Below are 17,353 nucleotides of genomic sequence, written 5' to 3' on the forward strand. Positions count from 1 at the left end.
AGGGACATTTTCCAACGAGGACATCACGCACCCGATGGTCGCAGTCGCAACCGGTACCAGGGTTGCAGGAGTAGCAGTGGCCGGCCCGCGCACAGCCCGGGACCTCGGCGGCAATCTGCCCGACGGCGAAGCAGACCTGGTGCCCGGTGGCGTTGCTGGGACCGTTCGTCCAGCGCATTTCGTAGTGGACGATCCGGTTGTCGACGATGACCTGGAACTGCCTGTTCTCCCGCCCCGGAGCCGCGTGATAGGAATCGATCGAATCCGACGCTTGCGCCAGCAGAACCCGATCATCGCCACCTCAGGTCAGTCCATGCGCCGATCCGTCCGCTTGATCTTCGTTGCCGTGCCGGCCCTTGCCTGGCTGGCGGTCAGCCTGCCCTTGCAGGCGGACGCGCCGGCGGAAGGGTTGTCCGGGCTGCCTCGCTTTTCGCTTTCCGCGGGGCACCTGGGCGCTGCCGACAACCGGTTGCGGCGAGGCACCTGCTTCGAACTGCGTGGCGAGCCGGGTCCCGACCTGGCCGGCACAGGGGCCGACGTCACAGGCCGCTGGTCGGTGCAACACGGGTTCTGGGCCGGAGCCGGTGCCACGCGTGCCGACACCGTTTTCTTCCATCGCTTCGAGGAATGTCGTCCATGAGCATGACGCTGCGCACCCTGCTTTTCCTTGTCGGCGGGTTCTTCGTGTTCGGAGTTGCGGCCCAGGGGCTGCAGACCGAACAGTTCAGCTACCAGGGCCGTCTGCTGGAGCAGGGGATTCCGGCGACGGGGGAATTCGATCTGCGTTTCTCGCTGCATGCCGACGAAGTGCTGACCGGGCCCATGGACCCGGTCGTCGAGTTGCCGGCCTGGCCGGTGGTCGATGGCCTGGTGATCGCGGAGCTGAGCTTTCCCGGCCAGTTCGACGGCCGGCAACGTTGGCTGCAGATGGCGGTCAATGGCGACGTGATTCTTCCGCGGCAGCCCATCCTTGCCTCGCCGGTCTCGCAGTTCGCGATGGATGTCGACCTTCGGGGCGAGGTGACCGGTTCCGGTCGCAGCACCCGGGTGACGGGTGCCCGGGTGGGCGTGCAAGCCGATACCCTGGTCCGCCGGGATGGCGATGGCGCCATCGAGGCAAGCCTGCTGCGCGGCGATGTCCAGGGCAACGCCGACAGCGCCAGCTTCGCCAGCCACGCAGGTACGGCCGACCAGGCCCAGACTGCCACCAGCGCGATCAATGCGATCAACGCCACCAACGCCACCAACGCAACCAACGCCACCAACGCCCAGCACGCCGTGAGCGCGGATACTGCTGCGACCTTCACTGCCCCGCTGGCCGGCGAGGTGGTGGGATCCCAGAACGCCACCGCGCTCGCGCCGGCCGTCGTCACCGGCAGCAAGATCGCCAACGGCCACGTCGTGCGCAGTCTCAATGGCCTGCAGGACGGCGTCAGCCTCAGCGGAACGGGCACGGTGGGTGTCGTCACCAGCGGCAGCACCATCCAGATCCAGGGCACCGGCATCGCCGGCGTCCAGTCCGGCCCTGGATTGAGCGGCGGCGGCAGCGCGGGCACTGTCGCCCTCTCAGTCAACTTCGCAGGTAGCGGTTCCGCCACGAACGTTGCGCGGTCCGATCACAACCACTACGGACAGGTCTGGTCCGGTTCGGGCAACGGGCTTCGGGTCGTCCCCAGCAGCGAGAATGCGCGGGCCATCGAAGGCAGCAGCTCGACCCTGACCGATTTCAACGGCGCCGGTATCGCAGGCCTCATCTTCAACGCCGATTCGCAGTCGGTGGGCGTCTATGGTTCCACCTCCAGCACGAATCCCAACTCCGCCGCGGTGTTCGGGCAGGCGATCGCGGCCGGCGGCAGCCGGGCGATCTGGGGCATCGCCAATGGCGCGAACAACATCGCGGTCGAGGGCAGCGCGTCCGGTAGCGGCGCCCTGGCGGGCCGCTTTTTCGGCAACGTCCAGGTCAGCGGCAGCCTGAGCAAGGGCGGCGGCAGCTTCCGGATCGACCACCCGCTGGATCCCGAGAACAAGTACCTCTACCACTCCTTCGTGGAATCGCCGGACATGAAGAACATCTATGACGGCATCGCGATGCTGGATGCCAGCGGTTCGGCGGTGGTGGAGATGGCGGACTGGTTCGAGGCCTTGAACCGCGACTTCCGGTACCAGCTCACGGCCCTGGACGCCTCGATGCCGGGTCTGTTCATTTCGCAGACCATGCGCGATGGACGTTTCGTGATCTCAGGCGGTCTTCCCGGCGCCCGGGTGTCCTGGATGGTCACCGGCATCCGCCAGGATGCCTGGGCGGAGGCGCACCGGATTCCGGTGGAGGAGATGAAGCCGGCCGGCGAGCGCGGGCGTTATCTGCATCCGGAGGCATGGGGGCTGCCGGCCGCTCGGGGTGTCCAGCCTTCAGACGAAACGCGCTCGGCGGCTGCCGGCGACTGAGATTGCTTGCCTTGCTCGCGACCCGATCAACGTGGAAGCGCAGCGCATGATCGTAGGGCAGGGATCGAGACCCGCGAGGGGCGGGGGAGAGATGCGGTTCCGTCGCATTCGCGCCGCGCGCCTCGGAGGAAGGTGAGGCCTGGCTGTTGGGGGCTGGCCGAGGTACGACATGGATCAGGATGGATGGAGGGGTAGTTGGGTCACCTGCCTGGTCGGGTTCCAGCGGCCCCACTCCGGCTGGTGCTGGTGGCCCGCGCCAGAAGCGGTCAAAATCCACATTCGTTCGGCCCTGGAGGGGATGCAAGACACATGGCAGTCGTTTCGAACAGGAAACGCATCGGTGTGGCTGCGCGGCTGCGAGCCGTATCGCTCCTGCTTGGCAGTCTGCTTCTTGCCGCCTCTGCTGTGGAGGCGAGCGAGCTCGTGGTGGTTTCGCAGCGGGATCTGCCGCAGTACTGGGTCCCTGAGGGACGCACCCTGGCCAAATTGACCGTGGATGGCAGGTTCCGCATTGGCTACGGTTGCGTGGCCTTGCCCGTGATCATCGAGACGTCGGGAAGTGTGAAGCCGGCGGGCGGCCTGCTGCTCTGGGTACGATCGCCACCGCCGCGCTGCACGGTCACGGCAGACTTCTTCGCACGCATCGCGGCCAGTAGCCTGCCGACCTACCGGCTGGCGGGAGATCGACGTCCGGACGCCGCCATCTACACGGCCCTGTCGGTTCCTGCGATGGACGTGGCGCTGGAGCGTCGCCTCGGGCCGGAGCGGACTTCCGCCCTTATCGAGCGGCTCAGCCAGACCTGCATGATCGATGACCTCGCCGCACTGCATGACGAGGCTGGCGGCAGGATGGTCGAGCGCCTCTTGCCCGAGGACCCGGAGACGTTTCTCCGCCAGTGAGCCGGCCAGGCGGTTGTGCGAGTGCTGTCTGACGAGAGCCCCGGCGCACGCGATCAGGCGCCGTGACCGGGGCTGCGAAAGGAAGTATCGCAATAGCGGAGCAGAGGTGCTCAGCGTGCGTCGACGAAGTCGCCGCTCTGGATCTGCCGAGGGTGGTCGGCGAACGGCAGCTCGACGTCGTCGAAGGCGATCGGCAGGCCCGCGCAGCGCAGGACCTGCGGTGCATCGCAGGCGTGGAAGTGCAGGTGCGGCTCGGTGGAACTGCCGGAGTTGCCGACCGCGCCCAGCGTCTCGCCGCGGGCGACTGCCTGGCCGGCGCGCACGCGCACGCTGCCGGGGGCGAGGTGGGCATAGACCGTGTACACGCCCTCGGCGTGCCGCAGCAGCACGTGGTTGCCGATCATGTCCTCGCCGCCGCCGGCCAGGGCGGCGTCCTGGAAGGCCATCACCCGGGCCATCTGCGCGTCGACCGGTTCGCCGGAGCGGCGCAGCAGGTCGATGTTGTCGGGCAGCTCGTCGCGCACCGCCACCACCTCGCCATCGGCCGTCGCCAGCACAGGCTGGCCGTAGGCGAAGTAGTGACGCACCCGGGTGCCATCGCCGCGGTGGCTGCGGCCGTCCTTGCCGATGCGGATCAGGTCCAGGGCGAATTCCTGCGGCACCGCCCAGCGATGGTGGCTGTGCGGCGTGGTTGCGGCGCCGACGAACCAGCGGCCGCGGGCGGGGAAGCCGAAGGCGCCGGGTGCCGTGTCATGGCGGATCGGAAGTTCGCCGACGGCAGGCTCGCCATCGTCGAAGATCGCGGTCACCCGAAGGCGATCCGGCAGACCGGCATAGGCGAAGTAACGGGTCGGCAGGTAGAGGGCCTCGCCCTGCTGCAGCACGGAGTCCTCCGAGACCGTGGTGCCTTCGCCCAGCAGGTCGGTGCCGCCGAACTGGAAGTCCAGCGCCTGCATCATGCCGCTGCGCGCCAGGGCACCGCCGTTGCGCGCCACGGCGTCCAGTCGCGATCCGCGCAGGTACTGCGATTGCAGCGGCTCGTCGCCGTATAGAAGTTCGAAGCGAACCTCCACGAGCGTTCGCGGCGCATCGCCCGTATGGACCACCGCGGCATTCGCCATGACGACATTGTTCAGGCCACGCGCGGCCTCGGTCTGCTGGGCCCACAGGACCTGGCCGGGATAGAAGCGGATCTCGGCAGCGGGGGTGCTTGCGGCCACCGACAGCAGGGTGAGGGCGAGAACGAGGGCGGGCTTGTTCATGATCGGCTCCGGGGCGAATGGCGTGTCGAAGTGCGGGGAGTGGATCCGCCGGTTGCCGGGTCCCCCGGCGCCTCCGGGCGCCGTCGGGCCGGTGCCAGCAGGAATTGCAGGGTGAACAGCCGGTCGCGTTCGGGCGTGCGCACGTTGGACAGCAGGCCGGTCAGTTCCGCAAGCAGGGCATTGCAGCGTTCCAGTTCGGTCGTGCTCAGCCAGCCTTTGCTGCGACCGGCCCACAGTGCGCGCCGGGGACCGGTCAGCATGCAATCGGGGTCCTTGCTCGCGGCAGTGAAATCGCGATGCGCCGAACGCAGCATGTTCCCGACCAGGGCTTCAAGGGCCGCCCGCGCCTTGCCGTCGCGGCTGGGGTAGGCCAGTTGCAGGCGCCGGTCCGGGCGCGCCGTCGCGTACATCGCCTCGCTGCGACCGCCCTGGACGCGGTCGGCGGGCTGGCGCACCAGCAGGCCGACCTTGAGCAGGGCGCGCACGTGGTAGTAGAGCGAGTCCGGTTGCCGGGACAGGTGCCGGGCCAGCTCGGGCACCGAGGCACTGCCCAGGGCCTGCACGGTGTCGACGATGTCCTGGCGCACGGTCGAGGCCAGTGCCCGGATCTGGTCGGGGCGGTCGACGGGGTGGGGAACGAACGGGGCGGGCTTCCGGCGCATGGGTGAAAAAATACGCGAAACTTCACCCGATGCAATGGGCCGCAAGTCACGCCCGGCGCGACCTGGGTGGCGGGCGGTGGCAGCACCGGCGAGTCGGTTGCCTTGAAGGCCGCTGGAGTTCGCAGGCACCCAACGGTCTGTCTTTTCGCTTCCTGCCTGCAGGCGAACCGCTCACGGCACGCGCCGACGCCGACGCGCTGCCCAGGCGTAACTCCGCTACGCTGTCGCGGCTCCGGCTCCGGCTCCGGCGAGATGCAGAGACCGCCCCCACCTGCCAGCCCCCGCCCGGCACACCGGATCCCGCGACCAGCCCCTGACACCGTTCGCCGTGCGCCCCGACCCTCCCGACCAAAGGCAGATCAACCAATGGCCCGCATTGCCACTCGCGCTCTCGCATCGTTCTTCCTGATCCTCGGCGCTGGCGCCGACGCCGCTGCGTCCGCGGTGAAGACCGTCTACACCTGCCAGGCCACCGGTGGCGGCAGCGAATGGGTGGAGGGCAGCTGGCAGCCGGCCCTGTTCACTGCGCCGGTGGAGTTCCGGGTATCGGAGGTTCCGGGCGGGACCTGGGTGGCGGCCTTCCTGGCCCCCGACGGCTGGCGGCATTTCGATGGCGCGCCGGCGCCGACAGCTGGGGCCCTGTACGTGGCCGGCTCGGCATACCCCGGCGTATCCTTTGTCATGAATCCGGCCAATCGGCGCTTCGCCTACCACAGTGCGCAGGCCTGGCTCGAGGGCGGCGACGCGCCGGCCCGGCTGCTGACCGGCGAGTGCGTGGCCGGTGAAAGTTGATCGCCACATCGTGGCCGCAGGCGTCTGCTGTGGCCAGGGATTGGGGAGGGCAGTCGAGCGATCGCGCGAATTCGCTGGCCCATGGACCAGGCACGGCGCCCTGCCGAAGACCGGACACGCGACGGCACGGTGCGCGCAGCCAGGACTGAGGCGTGCTGAGTGGCTGCCTGGCCCGTCAGGGAAACCTTGCGCGATGGCGATGCCGCCCATCACGGAACGGAGGCCGATGCAGTGAGCCCGAAACCGAAGCGCGCTCTTCGATGGGGCGTCATCCTGGCTTTGACCCTCGCCATGGCGGCCACCATGGCTCTCTTCACTGCGGGCGTCAGGGTGGGAGCCCGACTCGCACTCGAGGAGCAGCCTGGGCAGCAGCCTTCGGTGGCATTGCCGGGGCAACTGTTCTGGTGCCCGCAGCAGTCGGACACCCGGACCCACGCACTGGAACAGCGGGTCCTGGACTTCGCCTCCGGTCCCGACGCGCTCTGGTTCCTGCGTCTGGACGCCTGGGGCGACGACGAGGCCGTGGTGCTGGGCAGCGACCGGGTCCATTCGATCGCATTGCAGGAAGCGATGCGCTTGCTGCGCCCCGCGTATGGGGAGGCACGCGGGCCGGATGCCAGCCGCCCCGTCCAGGTGTCGGCCCCGCTCTCGGCGGCGCTGATCGGACGGATCCAAGACCAGGTGGCCAGGTCGCTGATGCAGGCGCGGTCCCGGCAATCGTTCGACCGTCTGCAGGACCAGGTGCTGCACGGCGACGAGCTGCGCGTGAGGGTGGCTGGCTGGCTCTGCGCGGATGCTTCCGATTTCCCCGATGGCAGTGCAGCAGGAGACCTCTACAGGCTCATGGCGGCACTGGGGGCGCATTCGCGCCTGAGCGATCCGGAGGCGCTGGAGGCCAGTGCCGGCAGGCTGCAGAACCTACTTGAGGAGGCGGACTAGCAGCTTGTTGAAGAACGACCGTCTTGGTCGTTCTTCAAGACGCCAGTCCGGCGCAGGTCCGGACGCGCTCCCGTCGCGGCGACGGCTTCGGAGTCGAACAGCGTGTCGGGTGCGGCTGCTGTGTGGAGCGCGCATCCGGTTCGTGCGGGCAGGAGAGTGCCTGCTTTCCGCCTTGCGGGCCTGCGATCAATCCGGGCGCCTGGAGGCCTGGCGCGCTGGATGAGGCGGCCCTCTCCCCCGCCCCTCCCCCGCAGGCGGGGGAGGGGCGAAGTGGGGGGCCGCGGCCAGTTCGGAACCTGGAACTCGAAGCTCGGGACTCGGGACTCGGGACTCGGGACTTGCGACTTGCGACTTGCAACTCGGAATTCGGAACCGTGAACTCGGAACCGTGAACTCGAAACTCGGGTCCTGAACTGCTCCCCTCTCCCGCGACGCGGGAGAGGGGTTGGGGAGAGGGTGGTGCTACGAAGCGTTTGTTCTCCGGCCCTGGATTGGGCTTCAGGAGACGGCTCCAGTGCGGTCCGCATCGTGACCGTCAGCGGCGCGCCAGCGCCTTGCCGCCGGGTTCGACCACGACTGCCTGTCCCGGAGCGATGCGCTCGCCGCCGCGCACCACCAGGGCGTCGCCAGGCATCACCCGGCCGTCCACTTCGACCAGTCCATCGATCTCCTCCCCAGGGGTGACGTCCAGTCGTTCGGCGATGCCGTCGTCGCCGACGCGCAGCACATAGCTGCCTTCGCGGCGCATCACCAGGGCGTCGCGCGGCACCGCCACGACCTTGCGGGCGGCGGCGCGTGGCAGGCCGACGTCGAGGGCGGCGCCGACCGGCCAGGCATGGCCGGCGATGTCGATGCGCAACTCCAGTTGCCGGGAGGCCTCGTCGCCGATCGGCACCAGGGCGGAGACCTGCAGTGCGTGGCTGCCGGCGCCGTCGCGGACCTGCACGGGGGTGCCGGCTGCGACCAGGGCGGCCAGTTCGACCGGTGCGCGGACGCGGATCTCCCGGCTTCCAGTATCCACCAGCCGCGCAACCACGCCCCCGGGCACCACATACTCTCCCGGCTGGACATGCTGCTCGGCGACCACGCCGGCGAACGGTGCGCGCACCACCATCTGGCGGCGCTGCAGCCGGACCTGGTCGAGCTGCGCCTGGGCGCGCGCGAGCTCCTGGGTGAGCACGTCGCGGTCGGCACCGGCCTGGTCGAGCTGGGCGCGGGCGATGCTCTGCTGTGCAGCCAGGGAGGCGTAGCGTTCCACCTGCTGGCTGGCCATCGTCAGCTGGGCACGGATCCGTGCCGCGTCAGCCACCAGCTCGCGTTCGCGCAGGCCCAGGGCGGTGTCGTCGAGCACAGCGAGGGCGTCGCCGGCGGCGACGGTCTGGCCGACGTTGGCCACCCCGGTCACGCGGCCGGCCTGTTCGCCGGCGACACGGGCGTCGCGGCGGCTGATCACGCTGCCTGGCGCCCAGTGTCTGGGCGAGAACGCGACATCGATGGCCGGCGCGACGCTCACGGTGGCGGCGGGTGGACCGGGCGGCGGCGTGCTGGCGGTGACGTCGCAGCGGGTGAAGGACAGCGCGACGGCGCCGGTCAGGGCGGAGAGGATCAGGACCTTGTGCACGGTTCGCATGGCGGACTCCACCTGGGGCTACATCGAGGGAAGGGGCAGGGCGGGGGCGGTCTGAACCTGCGTCCTCCGCGGGGGCCGGTACGCCAGGCGCAGCAACGCCGGCACCAGCACTACGGTGAACACCAGGCTCAGGGCGATGCCGCCGATCGACAGGGCGGCGATGCCGCGGTAGATCGCCGCACCCGGGCCCGGGTTGAGCGCCATCGGCAACGCGCCCAACACGCCGGTGGTCGCGGCGATCAGTATCGGCCGCAGACGCTGCTGCAGGGCCTGGCGCAGGGCATCGTCGAGCCCGGCACCGCCGGCCTCGGCCTCGCGGGTCTGCGCGACCAGCAGGATGGCGTTGTTGATCACCATGCCCATCAGCATCACGAAGCCGATCATCGAGAGCAGGTCCAGGGTCTGGCCGGCCACCAGGTCGAGGGCGCGCAGGCCGAGCACACCGCCCAGGACGGCCAGCGGCAGCGAGGCCATGACGTAGGCGCTGTCGCGCAAGGAGCGGAACATCGCCGCCATCAGCGCGAACAGCACCAGCAGGGCCAGGCCGAAGTTGCCGGCCATGGTCGCGATCACGCCCTCCAGGCGGTCGGCGCTGCCGGCGATGCGCACGGCGGCGTCGGGGGGAAGGGCCTCGCGCAAGCGAGGCACGATGTCGGCCTCCACGGTCCTCAGCGCCTGCTCCAGCGACAGGTTCGCGGGCGGATCGACGGTCAGGGTCACGGTGCGGCGACGGTCGATCCGGCGCAGCTGGGTGGCGGCCAGCAGGGTGTCGATCTGGGCCAGCTCGGCAAGGGGCAGGACGCCGCCCAGCGGCGTGGCCAGGGGCACGCGGCCGAAGCGCTCCAGGGCATCGTCGCGGTCGCTGCGCAGGATGATCGGCAGGCGGCGGTCGCCATCGAACTGCTCGCCCAGCCAATGGCCGTCGCCGAGCACGCGCACCACCGTGGCGAGGTCGCCACGCTGCCAGCCGGCCTCGGCCAGTCGGCGGTCGTTGGGCGAGATGCGCAGCTCGGGGGTGGCGATGTCGGTATTGGGCCAGACCTGCACGTTGGCGCCGGGGAAGTGCTCGGCCAGCGTGCGACGGCCAAGCTCGGCGACGTGCGACAGCGCCTCGCCATCGCCGTGCTGGAGGTGGATGGCGATGGCGCGCGGCGACCCCCCGAAGCCACCGAACAGGTCGCCCTCGCGGGCGAAGGCGCGGGTATCCGGGAACCCGCTGACCACCTCGTCGCGGACGATGCGCTCGAGTTCACCGATCTGAGCGGCATCCTGGACGCGTGCGCCCAGGGCGCCACCGCCCGGCCAGAACTGCATGTACCAGTTGCTCAGGCGGGGCTCGCGCTCGCCGTCCATGTAGGGCTGCATGCGCGCCAGCAGGGTCGGCACGATCTCGCGGTTGACGCGTTCCGGACTCATGCCCGGTGGAAAGCTGAAACTGGCGTCCACCGCGGCGCGCTTGACCGGCGGCAGATAGTCGACCTGCGGCATCAGCACGGCGGCGAGCAGGACCGGCGCGACCACCAGGGCGCCGACCCAGGTCCACTGCCGGGAACGGCCCTCGGTGGCGCGCATCGCCCAGTCGCTGGCCAGCCGCCAGAAGCCGTGGCGGAGACCGGCATCGGGGCGTGTGCGCAGCCAGCTTCCCGCGGCCGCGGGCAGCACCACCACGGCGACCAGCAGAGAAACGGCGACGGCGATCGAGATGGTGATCGCCAGGTCGGAGAACAGCTGGCCCTCCACGTCGCGCATGAAGACGACCGGCACGAACACCGCCACCGTGGTCAGGGTCGAGGCGAGCAGGGCGCCGCCGACCTGGCGGGTACCGGTCAGCGCGGCACGCGCCGCCGGCATGCCTTGCTCGCGGAGGCGAACGATGTTCTCGGCCACCACCACGGCGGCATCCATGACCATGCCCACTGCGAAAGCCAGGCCGGCGAGCGAGACCACGTTGAGGCTGCGTCCGGTGAGCTGCAGGACGATGAAGGTCGTCAGCAAGGAGATCGGGATCGCGCAGGCGATCAGCGCCGTGGCCCGGGCGTCGCGCAGGAACCACCACAGGCAGCCGACCGCCAGCACGATGCCGGCGAACAGGCTGCCCGACAACAGGCTGATCGCCCGGTGGATGAACACCGAGGCATCGAAGCTCTGGGCGATGTCCAGGCCGAGCGGCGCCAGTTCCTGCACGCGCAGGTCCTCGAGCGTGGCCCGGACCTGGGCCAGGGTGTCCAGGACATTGGCGCCGTTGCTGCGCAGCACGCGCAGGCCGATCGCCGGGTTGCCATTCTGGTAGGCGTAGAAGCGCTGCTGGGGGCGCTTCACCTCGATGGTCGCCACATCGGCCAGGCGCACGGCTACGCCTTCGCGCCAGTCCAGGATCATGCCGCCCAGTGCGTCGGGGCTGTAGCGCCCTGCGAAACGCAGCACGTATTCGCGGCGGCCGGCCTGCACCGTGCCACCGGAGACGTCGGTGGCGCGCGCGGCCACCGCGGCGATGTGCGGGATGCCGATGCCCAGGGCGGCGGCGCGCGCCAGGTCGACGGTGATGGACAGCTCCTCGGGCTCGCTGCCATTGACCTCGACGCCGGCAACGCCCTGGATGGCGGTCAGTCGCGGCACCACACGGTCCTCGACGATCTGCCGGTAGTCGCGCACGTCGCCGGTCGTGCCAGGCAGCTTCTGGACGAACAGGAAGGTCAGCGACGCATTGGCGACGTCGGCCGCCGTACGGACCACCGGCGGCGTCGCGTCGCGGGGCAGGGGCGGCAGGCGGTTCATGCGCGCCAGCACCTCGACCAGCATCGCCTCCATGTCGCTGCCGACCGCGAAGGTGAGGTTGATGTTGCTGAAACCTGGCGAGGCATTGGAGGCGATCTCCTCCAGGCCCGGCAGGCCCAGCATCACCGTCTCGATCGGCTCGACGATCTCCGCCTCCATCTCCTGCGGCGATGCGGCGCGCCAGCCGGTGACGATCGACAACTGCGGCCGGTCGATCTCCGGGAACAGTTGCAGTGGCAACTTGCCCAGCGCCAGCAGTCCGAACAGGCAGGCCAGCGCGACGGCGACCGCGACGGCGGCTGGATTGCGCAGGGAGGCTTCGGTCAGTTTCATGGCATGGCACGCAGGGCCCGGGACGGTGCGCACCATGCGCCTGGCAGGCGCCGGGGCGATGGCCCGGAAGTCACGACCGGCACGGCATTGCGGCCGGGCGATTGCGGGCTGCGACGAGGTGTTCCGCTGTGGAACCATTCATCGGGGCCGCTGTCTGCGGACGGTTTTGCGCTTTGCGCATGGCCTGTGCGGGCGGTCCTCCGCTAGACTGGTGTCGTAGATCCGGGAGGTCGGGCAGAGTGGATGCGCGGCGGCAAAAAAGCGTTTCCGCCGCCCTCGGCGTGCCGCTGCTGATTGCGGCATCCGCACTGTCGGCGCAGCCGCTGATCACCTTCCAGCCGCTCACGCCGACCACCGTCGCGGTGCCGGTGAACTCCACGGCGAGCGTTGCCTACTCTGTCCAGAACACGACCCAGATTGCCCGGCTGCTGGTCATGGCGCCGATCCAGGGCATCCAGCAGATCGCGATCGGGGCAGGCCGCTGCGCGCCGGACGTTCCGGTGCCCGGCAACGGGTCCTGCGTGCTGGAACTGGTCCTGCTGGGTGCAGCGCTGCCACCCGCCGGGGTCTCCGGCGGACCGGTCATGTGCATCGGCGGAAATCCCAACCAGTGCTACCAGCCCAGCGCCGCGAACACGCTGCAGATCACGGTGGCCGCGCCGTTGCTCGCCAACCTCGAGGTTCTGCCGGCAACCCTGGCGTTCCCGGCGGGCGGCAGCGGCGCGCTGACGGTGCTGCACCTGGGCGAGCCGGCCGTGGTCGTCGACGACCTGCGCGTGGTGGTGCCGGACGGTGTCGACATCGAGATCGACCTGGCGGGCTGCACCGATCCGCTGTTCCCGGGCGGGGACTGCACGCTTTACCTGTCCGCACAGCAGCCGCAGGCGTCCGCGGTGCTGATCGTGGAGGGCGACTATTCGGTGTCGGTGCCGGTCGAGGTGACCGTCACCGATGTGCTGTTCGCGGACGGCTTCGAAGACTGAGCCGTCGGTTTCGCCAGGGCGCTCAGGCCGCGTCGGGCAACAGGCCACGTCGCGACTGGTCGCAACGGCTGCGACTCAGCCGCCGAAGCCGTTCTCGAAGATCACGTCGCTGACTTCCTTCTCGAAGGCACCGATGTCGGCCCGGGCATTCGGGCCCAGACGGTTGGGCACGGTGGGGTCGTCGACGCTGCCGTGGCCGACCAGGTCCGGGCCACCCATCCCGCTGTCCAGCAGCTGGCCGGTGTCGCAGGCGTCGATGGCGGCGTCGCCGGCCGCGGGCCGGTAGTCGAGGGCGGCGCGCGAGACGAAGGCATAGGGCGGCGTGCGCGGCAGGGCGCGGGTGCCGATGCCGGAGAACGGCGGTGCCATCAGGCAGTCGCCATCCACCGGTGCCACCGAGAACACCGGCGTCACGCCCGCCGCCGGCTCGACGATCGACGAGCGCAGCACCAGCGGCAGCGCCGAGGGCCCGTAGTAGATCTCGTAGCGGCTGCCCGCCGAGCCGACGCTGGCCAGGACATTGTCGGCCAGGGTCAGGTGCTGCATGTGCACCTGGTTCGGTCCGGCGCCGAGGAACAGCGTGGCGCAAGGCGAGTGCGTGCTCGCCGTGCCGGTGCACTGGTTGCCGGCCAGCACCATCGAATCCAGCCAGATCCGGTTCACCGGCGCGGCGACGTTGGCGATGCTGCCGGAGTGGATGGCCGCACCACCGCCGTCGGTGCTGCGGTTGCCGGCGACCAGCAGCTGTCCCAGGCGCAGCTGGCCGTGCATGACCATCACCGCACCGCCGGTGCGCGCGACGTTGCCGGTCAGCGCGTTGCAGCCATAGCGGCCCTCACAATTGCGCAGCCAGGCGGGCAGGAAGGTCAGCCGCCGGTTCATCTGCGCCGAGGCGCCGGCGCCGACCTGGTTTCCGTACAGGTAGAGGCCGCCGCCAGAGCCGCCTGCGACGTTGTCGCGGATGGTCGCTTCGGTTGCGTTGAAGCTGGCGGCGCCGTTCAGCGCGATGCCGCCGCCATTGCCGGTGCTGAGATTGTCGGCGAGCAGGAAGCCCCGGGGCACCGGCATCGGCAGGTCGGGGTCGACGTCGAGCCAGCCGACCTCGACCGACGAGGCGCTGCCCGCGCCGCCGGTCGCGTAGATGCCGCCGCCGGCGTTCTCCCAGGCCGTCGGGCTGCCGTTGGCGGCGTTGTGGACCACGTGCACGTTGTCGTTGCCGATCCGCACGGTGGCGCGTTCGCCGACGTAGATGCCGCCACCGAGCATCGCCTCGTTGTGGTCGATCTCGCTGCGCTGGGCACCGCCATGGATCACCAGGACCGAATTGCCGGTCGCCGCCAGACCGCCGCCAAGCCGGGCGCGGTTGTACATCACCCGCACGCCGCGCAGCACCGCGACGCCGCCGTTGAGCCAGAGGCCGCCGCCGACGGCGAAGTCGCCGTTGGCGATGCCATGCCGGCCGCCATTGGTGATCGCCAGTTGCCGCAGCTCCACCTGGCGGCCATTGCCGATGTAGAACACCGAATCATGGCCGTTGCCGACAACCAGGGAGTGCGCACCCGCGCCCGGGGAGACCACGCCGCAGGCCGTGTAGCCGCCAGCGATCAGCACGTCGGTGTGCTCGATGTGGAAGCGTGCCTGGGTCGTCTGCACGCCGACCGTCAGGCGGATCTCGTCGTGCCCGGGGCCGTTGGCGGCGGCGGCCGCCAGCGCGGCGGCCAGCGTGGCATGGGTGCAATGGACGTCGCTGCCGACCCGGAACACTTCGGCGTGGGCCTGGGGCGGAATCGCGAGGATGAGCAGGAGCAGGGTGCGGACCGGGGACGGCATGGCGAAGGTCTCAAGAGGTTCTGCTTTTTCGGAAACGCAAGGCCCGGGGAAAAACTGTTATCGATCCGCGAAGGACGGTCTGCATACGTCAGATTTCGCCACCACGGCCCGCGGATGGACTGCCATGGCGTCCCGCCGAGTGGAGTGACGGTCCGGCCCTAACATGTTGATCCGTCAGCAAAAGTGCCGGCGCTTGCCATGATCCGCAGCGTCGCCTCTCGAGCGGCGCGCAGGTCGGGGCGGCCCTCTTCCGCGCGCAGGGCGGGGGAGGGGAGGGTGCGGTGCCGTCGCAAGGCTGCACGCGCTTGGGTGAGCGCCGGCCTTGGCTGGGGATGGCTGAGATCGGCCGCTGATCCAGTCGCCCCGACAGCGGGCCGGGGAAAGAGCCGGCGCTTGCCTTGATCTGCAGCGTCGCCTTCCCAGCGGCGCGCGCTGGTCCGCCCAATGTCTCCAAGGTCGGCGACGCATGACGGACATGCCCTCGGGGCTGCAGGGGGGGTGAGGGCGTCCCGCCGGGCGGTGGGACAGCCCGCCCGGTGGCTGCTCCTGTAGTCCAGGCGGCGGTATCGAACCGGCGCCGGACTGGAAGGCGAGGGGCGATCCTGCGTCATGGAAAGCAAACCGCTGATGATCATCATCGCCGGCGTGGTCGGCGGCCTCGGTGCCTGGGTCTGGGCACGGACCGTGGGGCCGGACCCGCTGATCAGCGAGACCATCTTCGCGGTTCCCGCCTACATGTTCCTCGGCGGCATCGCCGGCTACCTGGGCGTGTACCTGATCGCCAAGACGGATCCCGCCCAGACCGGCCATGCGATCGCCTTCAGCCTGGCCTGCGGCATCTTCTGGGGGCCGGTGATCTCCGGGGCCGAGGCGGTGGTGAACCGGGCCCAGGTCGAGCAGAAGGCTCAGGCGCTGGCGGTGCAGCAGGTCGGCCTGGTCCGGGCGCAGGGCGAGCTCTCCGCGCAGGCGCAGGCCCTGCAACAGGAGCTGGCACGGGCGACCGCGCGCGCCACCGAACTCGACCGCGCCCATCGCATACTCCTCGAGCAGGCCCAGGGCGGTGCGGATGGGTCCCGGCCCACCGTGCGCGCCCGCCTGGACGAACTCGACACCGCACGCGTCCGCACCGAACTGCAGGCGAGCGCGGCCAACGTCGAACGGCTCCATCGTCAGCTCGACCGCATCGTCGTCGAGCGGTAGCCACCGGACCAGCAGACCGTTGAGGAGCCGACCGCCAACGCCCCACGCGGATGACCGGAAGCCGGCCCCGGCGTGTCCCGGTCGGGCAGTCAGAACCAGGACCGGGCCGGTCGGTCGCCAACAGGCCGCCAGGCGGTTTGCCGGCAACGGGCGGTGCCCCGCGTGCCGGCCGGCCTTCGCGATCATCGTCCAGCAGGAGAAGGACGGACCTCATGAGCAAGCGACTTGCGATTTTTCTCGACGGCACCTGGAATACCCCCGACGATGCCACCAGCGTGCATGAACTGCGGCAGCGCACCCTGGTGGGCCTCGCCCCGGATGGCGTCGAACAGCGCAGCTTCTACCGCACCGGCGTCGGTACGCGATGGACGGAGCGTCTGCGCGGCGGCGCCTTCGGGTCCGGCCTGTCAGCGAACGTGCTGGCCGCCTACCGCTGGCTGGTCGACAACCATGCCGATGGCGACCAGATCTACCTGTTCGGCTTCAGTCGGGGCGCCTACAGCGCGCGTAGCCTGGCCGGCGTCATCGTCAACTGCGGCCTGCTTCGGTCCGGCGCCGCGCTGACCGCGGACCAGGTCTATGCACGCTACCGGGCCGGCAAGGCCGTCGAGCCCATCTACCGCCTGGAACACATCAGGCGCACCGGCCAGCGCCCGCTCGACGACGAGGAGACGCGCCTGCTTGCGGACAGCCGGCGCGTGCGTATCCACATGCTCGGCGTCTGGGACACCGTCGGCGCCCTGGGCGTGCCCTGGACCGCCGCACCACTGGTCGGCAGGAAGAACTTCTACTTCCACAACACCAACCCCAGCAACATCTTCGACCACTGCTACCACGCGCTGGCCATCGACGAGCACCGCGGTCCCTACAAGCCGACGCTCTGGACGCGGTTCACGCCGGAAGGCAAGGACCCCGCCCAGGACCCGCACGTGCCGCCGCCCCGGATCGAGCAGCGCTGGTTCGTCGGTGCCCATTCAAATGTCGGCGGTGGCTACCGCGACGACCGCCTGTACCTGCTGCCCCTGGACTGGATGCAGCGCATGGCTGCCGCACACGGCCTGGTGTTCACCTCGGATATCTCACTGCGCCCGGACGACGTGCTGACCCCGCCGGTCGACTCCTATGCCCGGTTCATGAAGGGGGTCTACAGGATCGTGCGCCTGGGCAAGCGCTTCCACCGCCCGATCGGCGCGCCCAGCCGGAAGGTCCGCGGTGGCTGGTCGACACCGATCGGGGAAACCATCGACGCCAGCGTGTTCGTGAAGTACCACGCGGACGCCACCTATCGACCGGCCAACCTGGACGCCTGGGCGGAGACGCGCGGGCTGTCGCTGGCCACGCTGCATGGCGACCAGCCTGCCTGAGCGCGGACGCCGGGGCAGGGCCCTGGCGGGCCGTCGATGGACAGGCGGGCGGCTGAGGCGATGCAGGGCGGGCCGGACAGCCTGGGCTCCAACGAAGGACACGCAACCGAAACAGCGACCTTGCTGAACATCCTGGCCATGCGACTGCGCAGGCAGGGAATTTGCCCGGAGTCCGAATAGACCTGCCGCGAACGGGCGACATCAGGAAGCGGCCGATGCGACCGTCGTTCCACAGGCC

At 70.0% G+C, this 17,353-nt stretch carries 13 protein-coding genes; 8 read left to right on the top strand and 5 right to left on the bottom strand.

The window, feature by feature from the left end; genetic code table 11:
- Positions 1 to 76 precede the first annotated feature (76 nt).
- From KF823_01060 to KF823_01070, 3 genes are all read left to right on the top strand, one after another.
- Positions 77 to 640 carry a hypothetical protein gene (locus tag KF823_01060; protein MBX3724491.1) on the top strand — a complete coding sequence of 188 codons (564 nt, stop codon included), beginning with the start codon at positions 77 to 79 and terminating at the stop codon, positions 638 to 640.
- The gene (locus tag KF823_01065; protein MBX3724492.1) at positions 637 to 2,445 is read left to right on the top strand and encodes a hypothetical protein; all 1,809 of its coding nucleotides are present in this window, start codon (positions 637 to 639) and stop codon (positions 2,443 to 2,445) included. The genes KF823_01060 and KF823_01065 overlap by 4 nt, the downstream gene beginning before the upstream one ends.
- Positions 2,446 to 2,754: 309 nt before the next feature.
- Positions 2,755 to 3,345 carry a hypothetical protein gene (locus KF823_01070; protein MBX3724493.1) on the top strand — a complete coding sequence of 197 codons (591 nt, stop codon included), beginning with the start codon at positions 2,755 to 2,757 and terminating at the stop codon, positions 3,343 to 3,345.
- 110 nt (positions 3,346 to 3,455) lie between these two features.
- On the opposite strand, the gene KF823_01075 is transcribed toward KF823_01070, so the two are convergent.
- Together KF823_01075 and KF823_01080 are read right to left on the bottom strand one after the other, a co-directional pair.
- A complete protein-coding gene (locus tag KF823_01075) occupies positions 3,456 to 4,607 on the bottom strand; it encodes a M23 family metallopeptidase (protein ID MBX3724494.1) in 1,152 nt (383 codons plus the stop codon).
- Positions 4,604 to 5,269 (bottom strand): helix-turn-helix transcriptional regulator, encoded by a 666-nt coding sequence (locus tag KF823_01080; GenBank protein MBX3724495.1) that lies wholly within the window; start codon positions 5,267 to 5,269, stop codon positions 4,604 to 4,606. Before KF823_01080 ends, KF823_01075 begins: the two co-directional genes overlap by 4 nt.
- A 366-nt stretch (positions 5,270 to 5,635) precedes the next feature.
- Between KF823_01080 and KF823_01085 the strand changes: the two genes are divergently transcribed.
- Positions 5,636 to 6,061, top strand: a complete 426-nt coding sequence (locus KF823_01085) for a hypothetical protein (GenBank protein ID MBX3724496.1) — start codon at positions 5,636 to 5,638, stop codon at positions 6,059 to 6,061.
- Between the two features lie 159 nt (positions 6,062 to 6,220).
- Positions 6,221 to 7,000, top strand: a complete 780-nt coding sequence (locus KF823_01090) for a hypothetical protein (protein MBX3724497.1) — start codon at positions 6,221 to 6,223, stop codon at positions 6,998 to 7,000.
- A gap of 535 nt (positions 7,001 to 7,535) precedes the next feature.
- Here KF823_01090 and KF823_01095 read toward each other — a convergent pair.
- Positions 7,536 to 8,630 carry an efflux RND transporter periplasmic adaptor subunit gene (locus tag KF823_01095; GenBank protein ID MBX3724498.1) on the bottom strand — a complete coding sequence of 365 codons (1,095 nt, stop codon included), beginning with the start codon at positions 8,628 to 8,630 and terminating at the stop codon, positions 7,536 to 7,538.
- 18 nt (positions 8,631 to 8,648) lie between these two features.
- Positions 8,649 to 11,738 (bottom strand): efflux RND transporter permease subunit, encoded by a 3,090-nt coding sequence (locus tag KF823_01100; GenBank protein ID MBX3724499.1) that lies wholly within the window; start codon positions 11,736 to 11,738, stop codon positions 8,649 to 8,651.
- Positions 11,739 to 12,019: 281 nt separating this feature from the next.
- Between KF823_01100 and KF823_01105 the strand changes: the two genes are divergently transcribed.
- Positions 12,020 to 12,721 carry a hypothetical protein gene (locus KF823_01105; GenBank protein MBX3724500.1) on the top strand — a complete coding sequence of 234 codons (702 nt, stop codon included), beginning with the start codon at positions 12,020 to 12,022 and terminating at the stop codon, positions 12,719 to 12,721.
- 75 nt (positions 12,722 to 12,796) lie between these two features.
- Here the strand turns inward: KF823_01105 and KF823_01110 are convergent, their stop codons facing one another.
- Positions 12,797 to 14,551, bottom strand: coding sequence for a hypothetical protein (locus KF823_01110; GenBank protein ID MBX3724501.1), 1,755 nt, complete (start codon positions 14,549 to 14,551; stop codon positions 12,797 to 12,799).
- 609 nt (positions 14,552 to 15,160) lie between these two features.
- Here KF823_01110 and KF823_01115 point away from each other — a divergent pair.
- Both KF823_01115 and KF823_01120 read left to right on the top strand, forming a co-directional pair.
- Positions 15,161 to 15,751 (top strand): hypothetical protein, encoded by a 591-nt coding sequence (locus KF823_01115; GenBank protein ID MBX3724502.1) that lies wholly within the window; start codon positions 15,161 to 15,163, stop codon positions 15,749 to 15,751.
- Positions 15,752 to 15,963: 212 nt separating this feature from the next.
- Positions 15,964 to 17,115, top strand: a complete 1,152-nt coding sequence (locus KF823_01120) for a DUF2235 domain-containing protein (GenBank protein MBX3724503.1) — start codon at positions 15,964 to 15,966, stop codon at positions 17,113 to 17,115.
- Positions 17,116 to 17,353: the final 238 nt, after the last annotated feature.

The organism is Lysobacterales bacterium, from assembly GCA_019634735.1.
GTDB lineage: Bacteria > Pseudomonadota > Gammaproteobacteria > Xanthomonadales > UBA2363 > Pseudofulvimonas.

What these genes read in the sequence shown, in the direction of transcription:
- KF823_01115 (MBX3724502.1), top strand. Translation starts at nt 15,161, where the DNA reads ATGGAAAGCAAACCGCTGATGATCATCATCGCCGGCGTGGTCGGCGGC.
- KF823_01110 (MBX3724501.1), bottom strand. Translation starts at nt 14,551, where the DNA reads ATGCCGTCCCCGGTCCGCACCCTGCTCCTGCTCATCCTCGCGATTCCG.
- KF823_01085 (MBX3724496.1), top strand. Translation starts at nt 5,636, where the DNA reads ATGGCCCGCATTGCCACTCGCGCTCTCGCATCGTTCTTCCTGATCCTC.
- KF823_01095 (MBX3724498.1), bottom strand. Translation starts at nt 8,630, where the DNA reads ATGCGAACCGTGCACAAGGTCCTGATCCTCTCCGCCCTGACCGGCGCC.
- KF823_01070 (MBX3724493.1), top strand. Translation starts at nt 2,755, where the DNA reads ATGGCAGTCGTTTCGAACAGGAAACGCATCGGTGTGGCTGCGCGGCTG.
- KF823_01100 (MBX3724499.1), bottom strand. Translation starts at nt 11,738, where the DNA reads ATGAAACTGACCGAAGCCTCCCTGCGCAATCCAGCCGCCGTCGCGGTC.
- KF823_01080 (MBX3724495.1), bottom strand. Translation starts at nt 5,269, where the DNA reads ATGCGCCGGAAGCCCGCCCCGTTCGTTCCCCACCCCGTCGACCGCCCC.
- KF823_01075 (MBX3724494.1), bottom strand. Translation starts at nt 4,607, where the DNA reads ATGAACAAGCCCGCCCTCGTTCTCGCCCTCACCCTGCTGTCGGTGGCC.
- KF823_01065 (MBX3724492.1), top strand. Translation starts at nt 637, where the DNA reads ATGAGCATGACGCTGCGCACCCTGCTTTTCCTTGTCGGCGGGTTCTTC.
- KF823_01120 (MBX3724503.1), top strand. Translation starts at nt 15,964, where the DNA reads ATGAGCAAGCGACTTGCGATTTTTCTCGACGGCACCTGGAATACCCCC.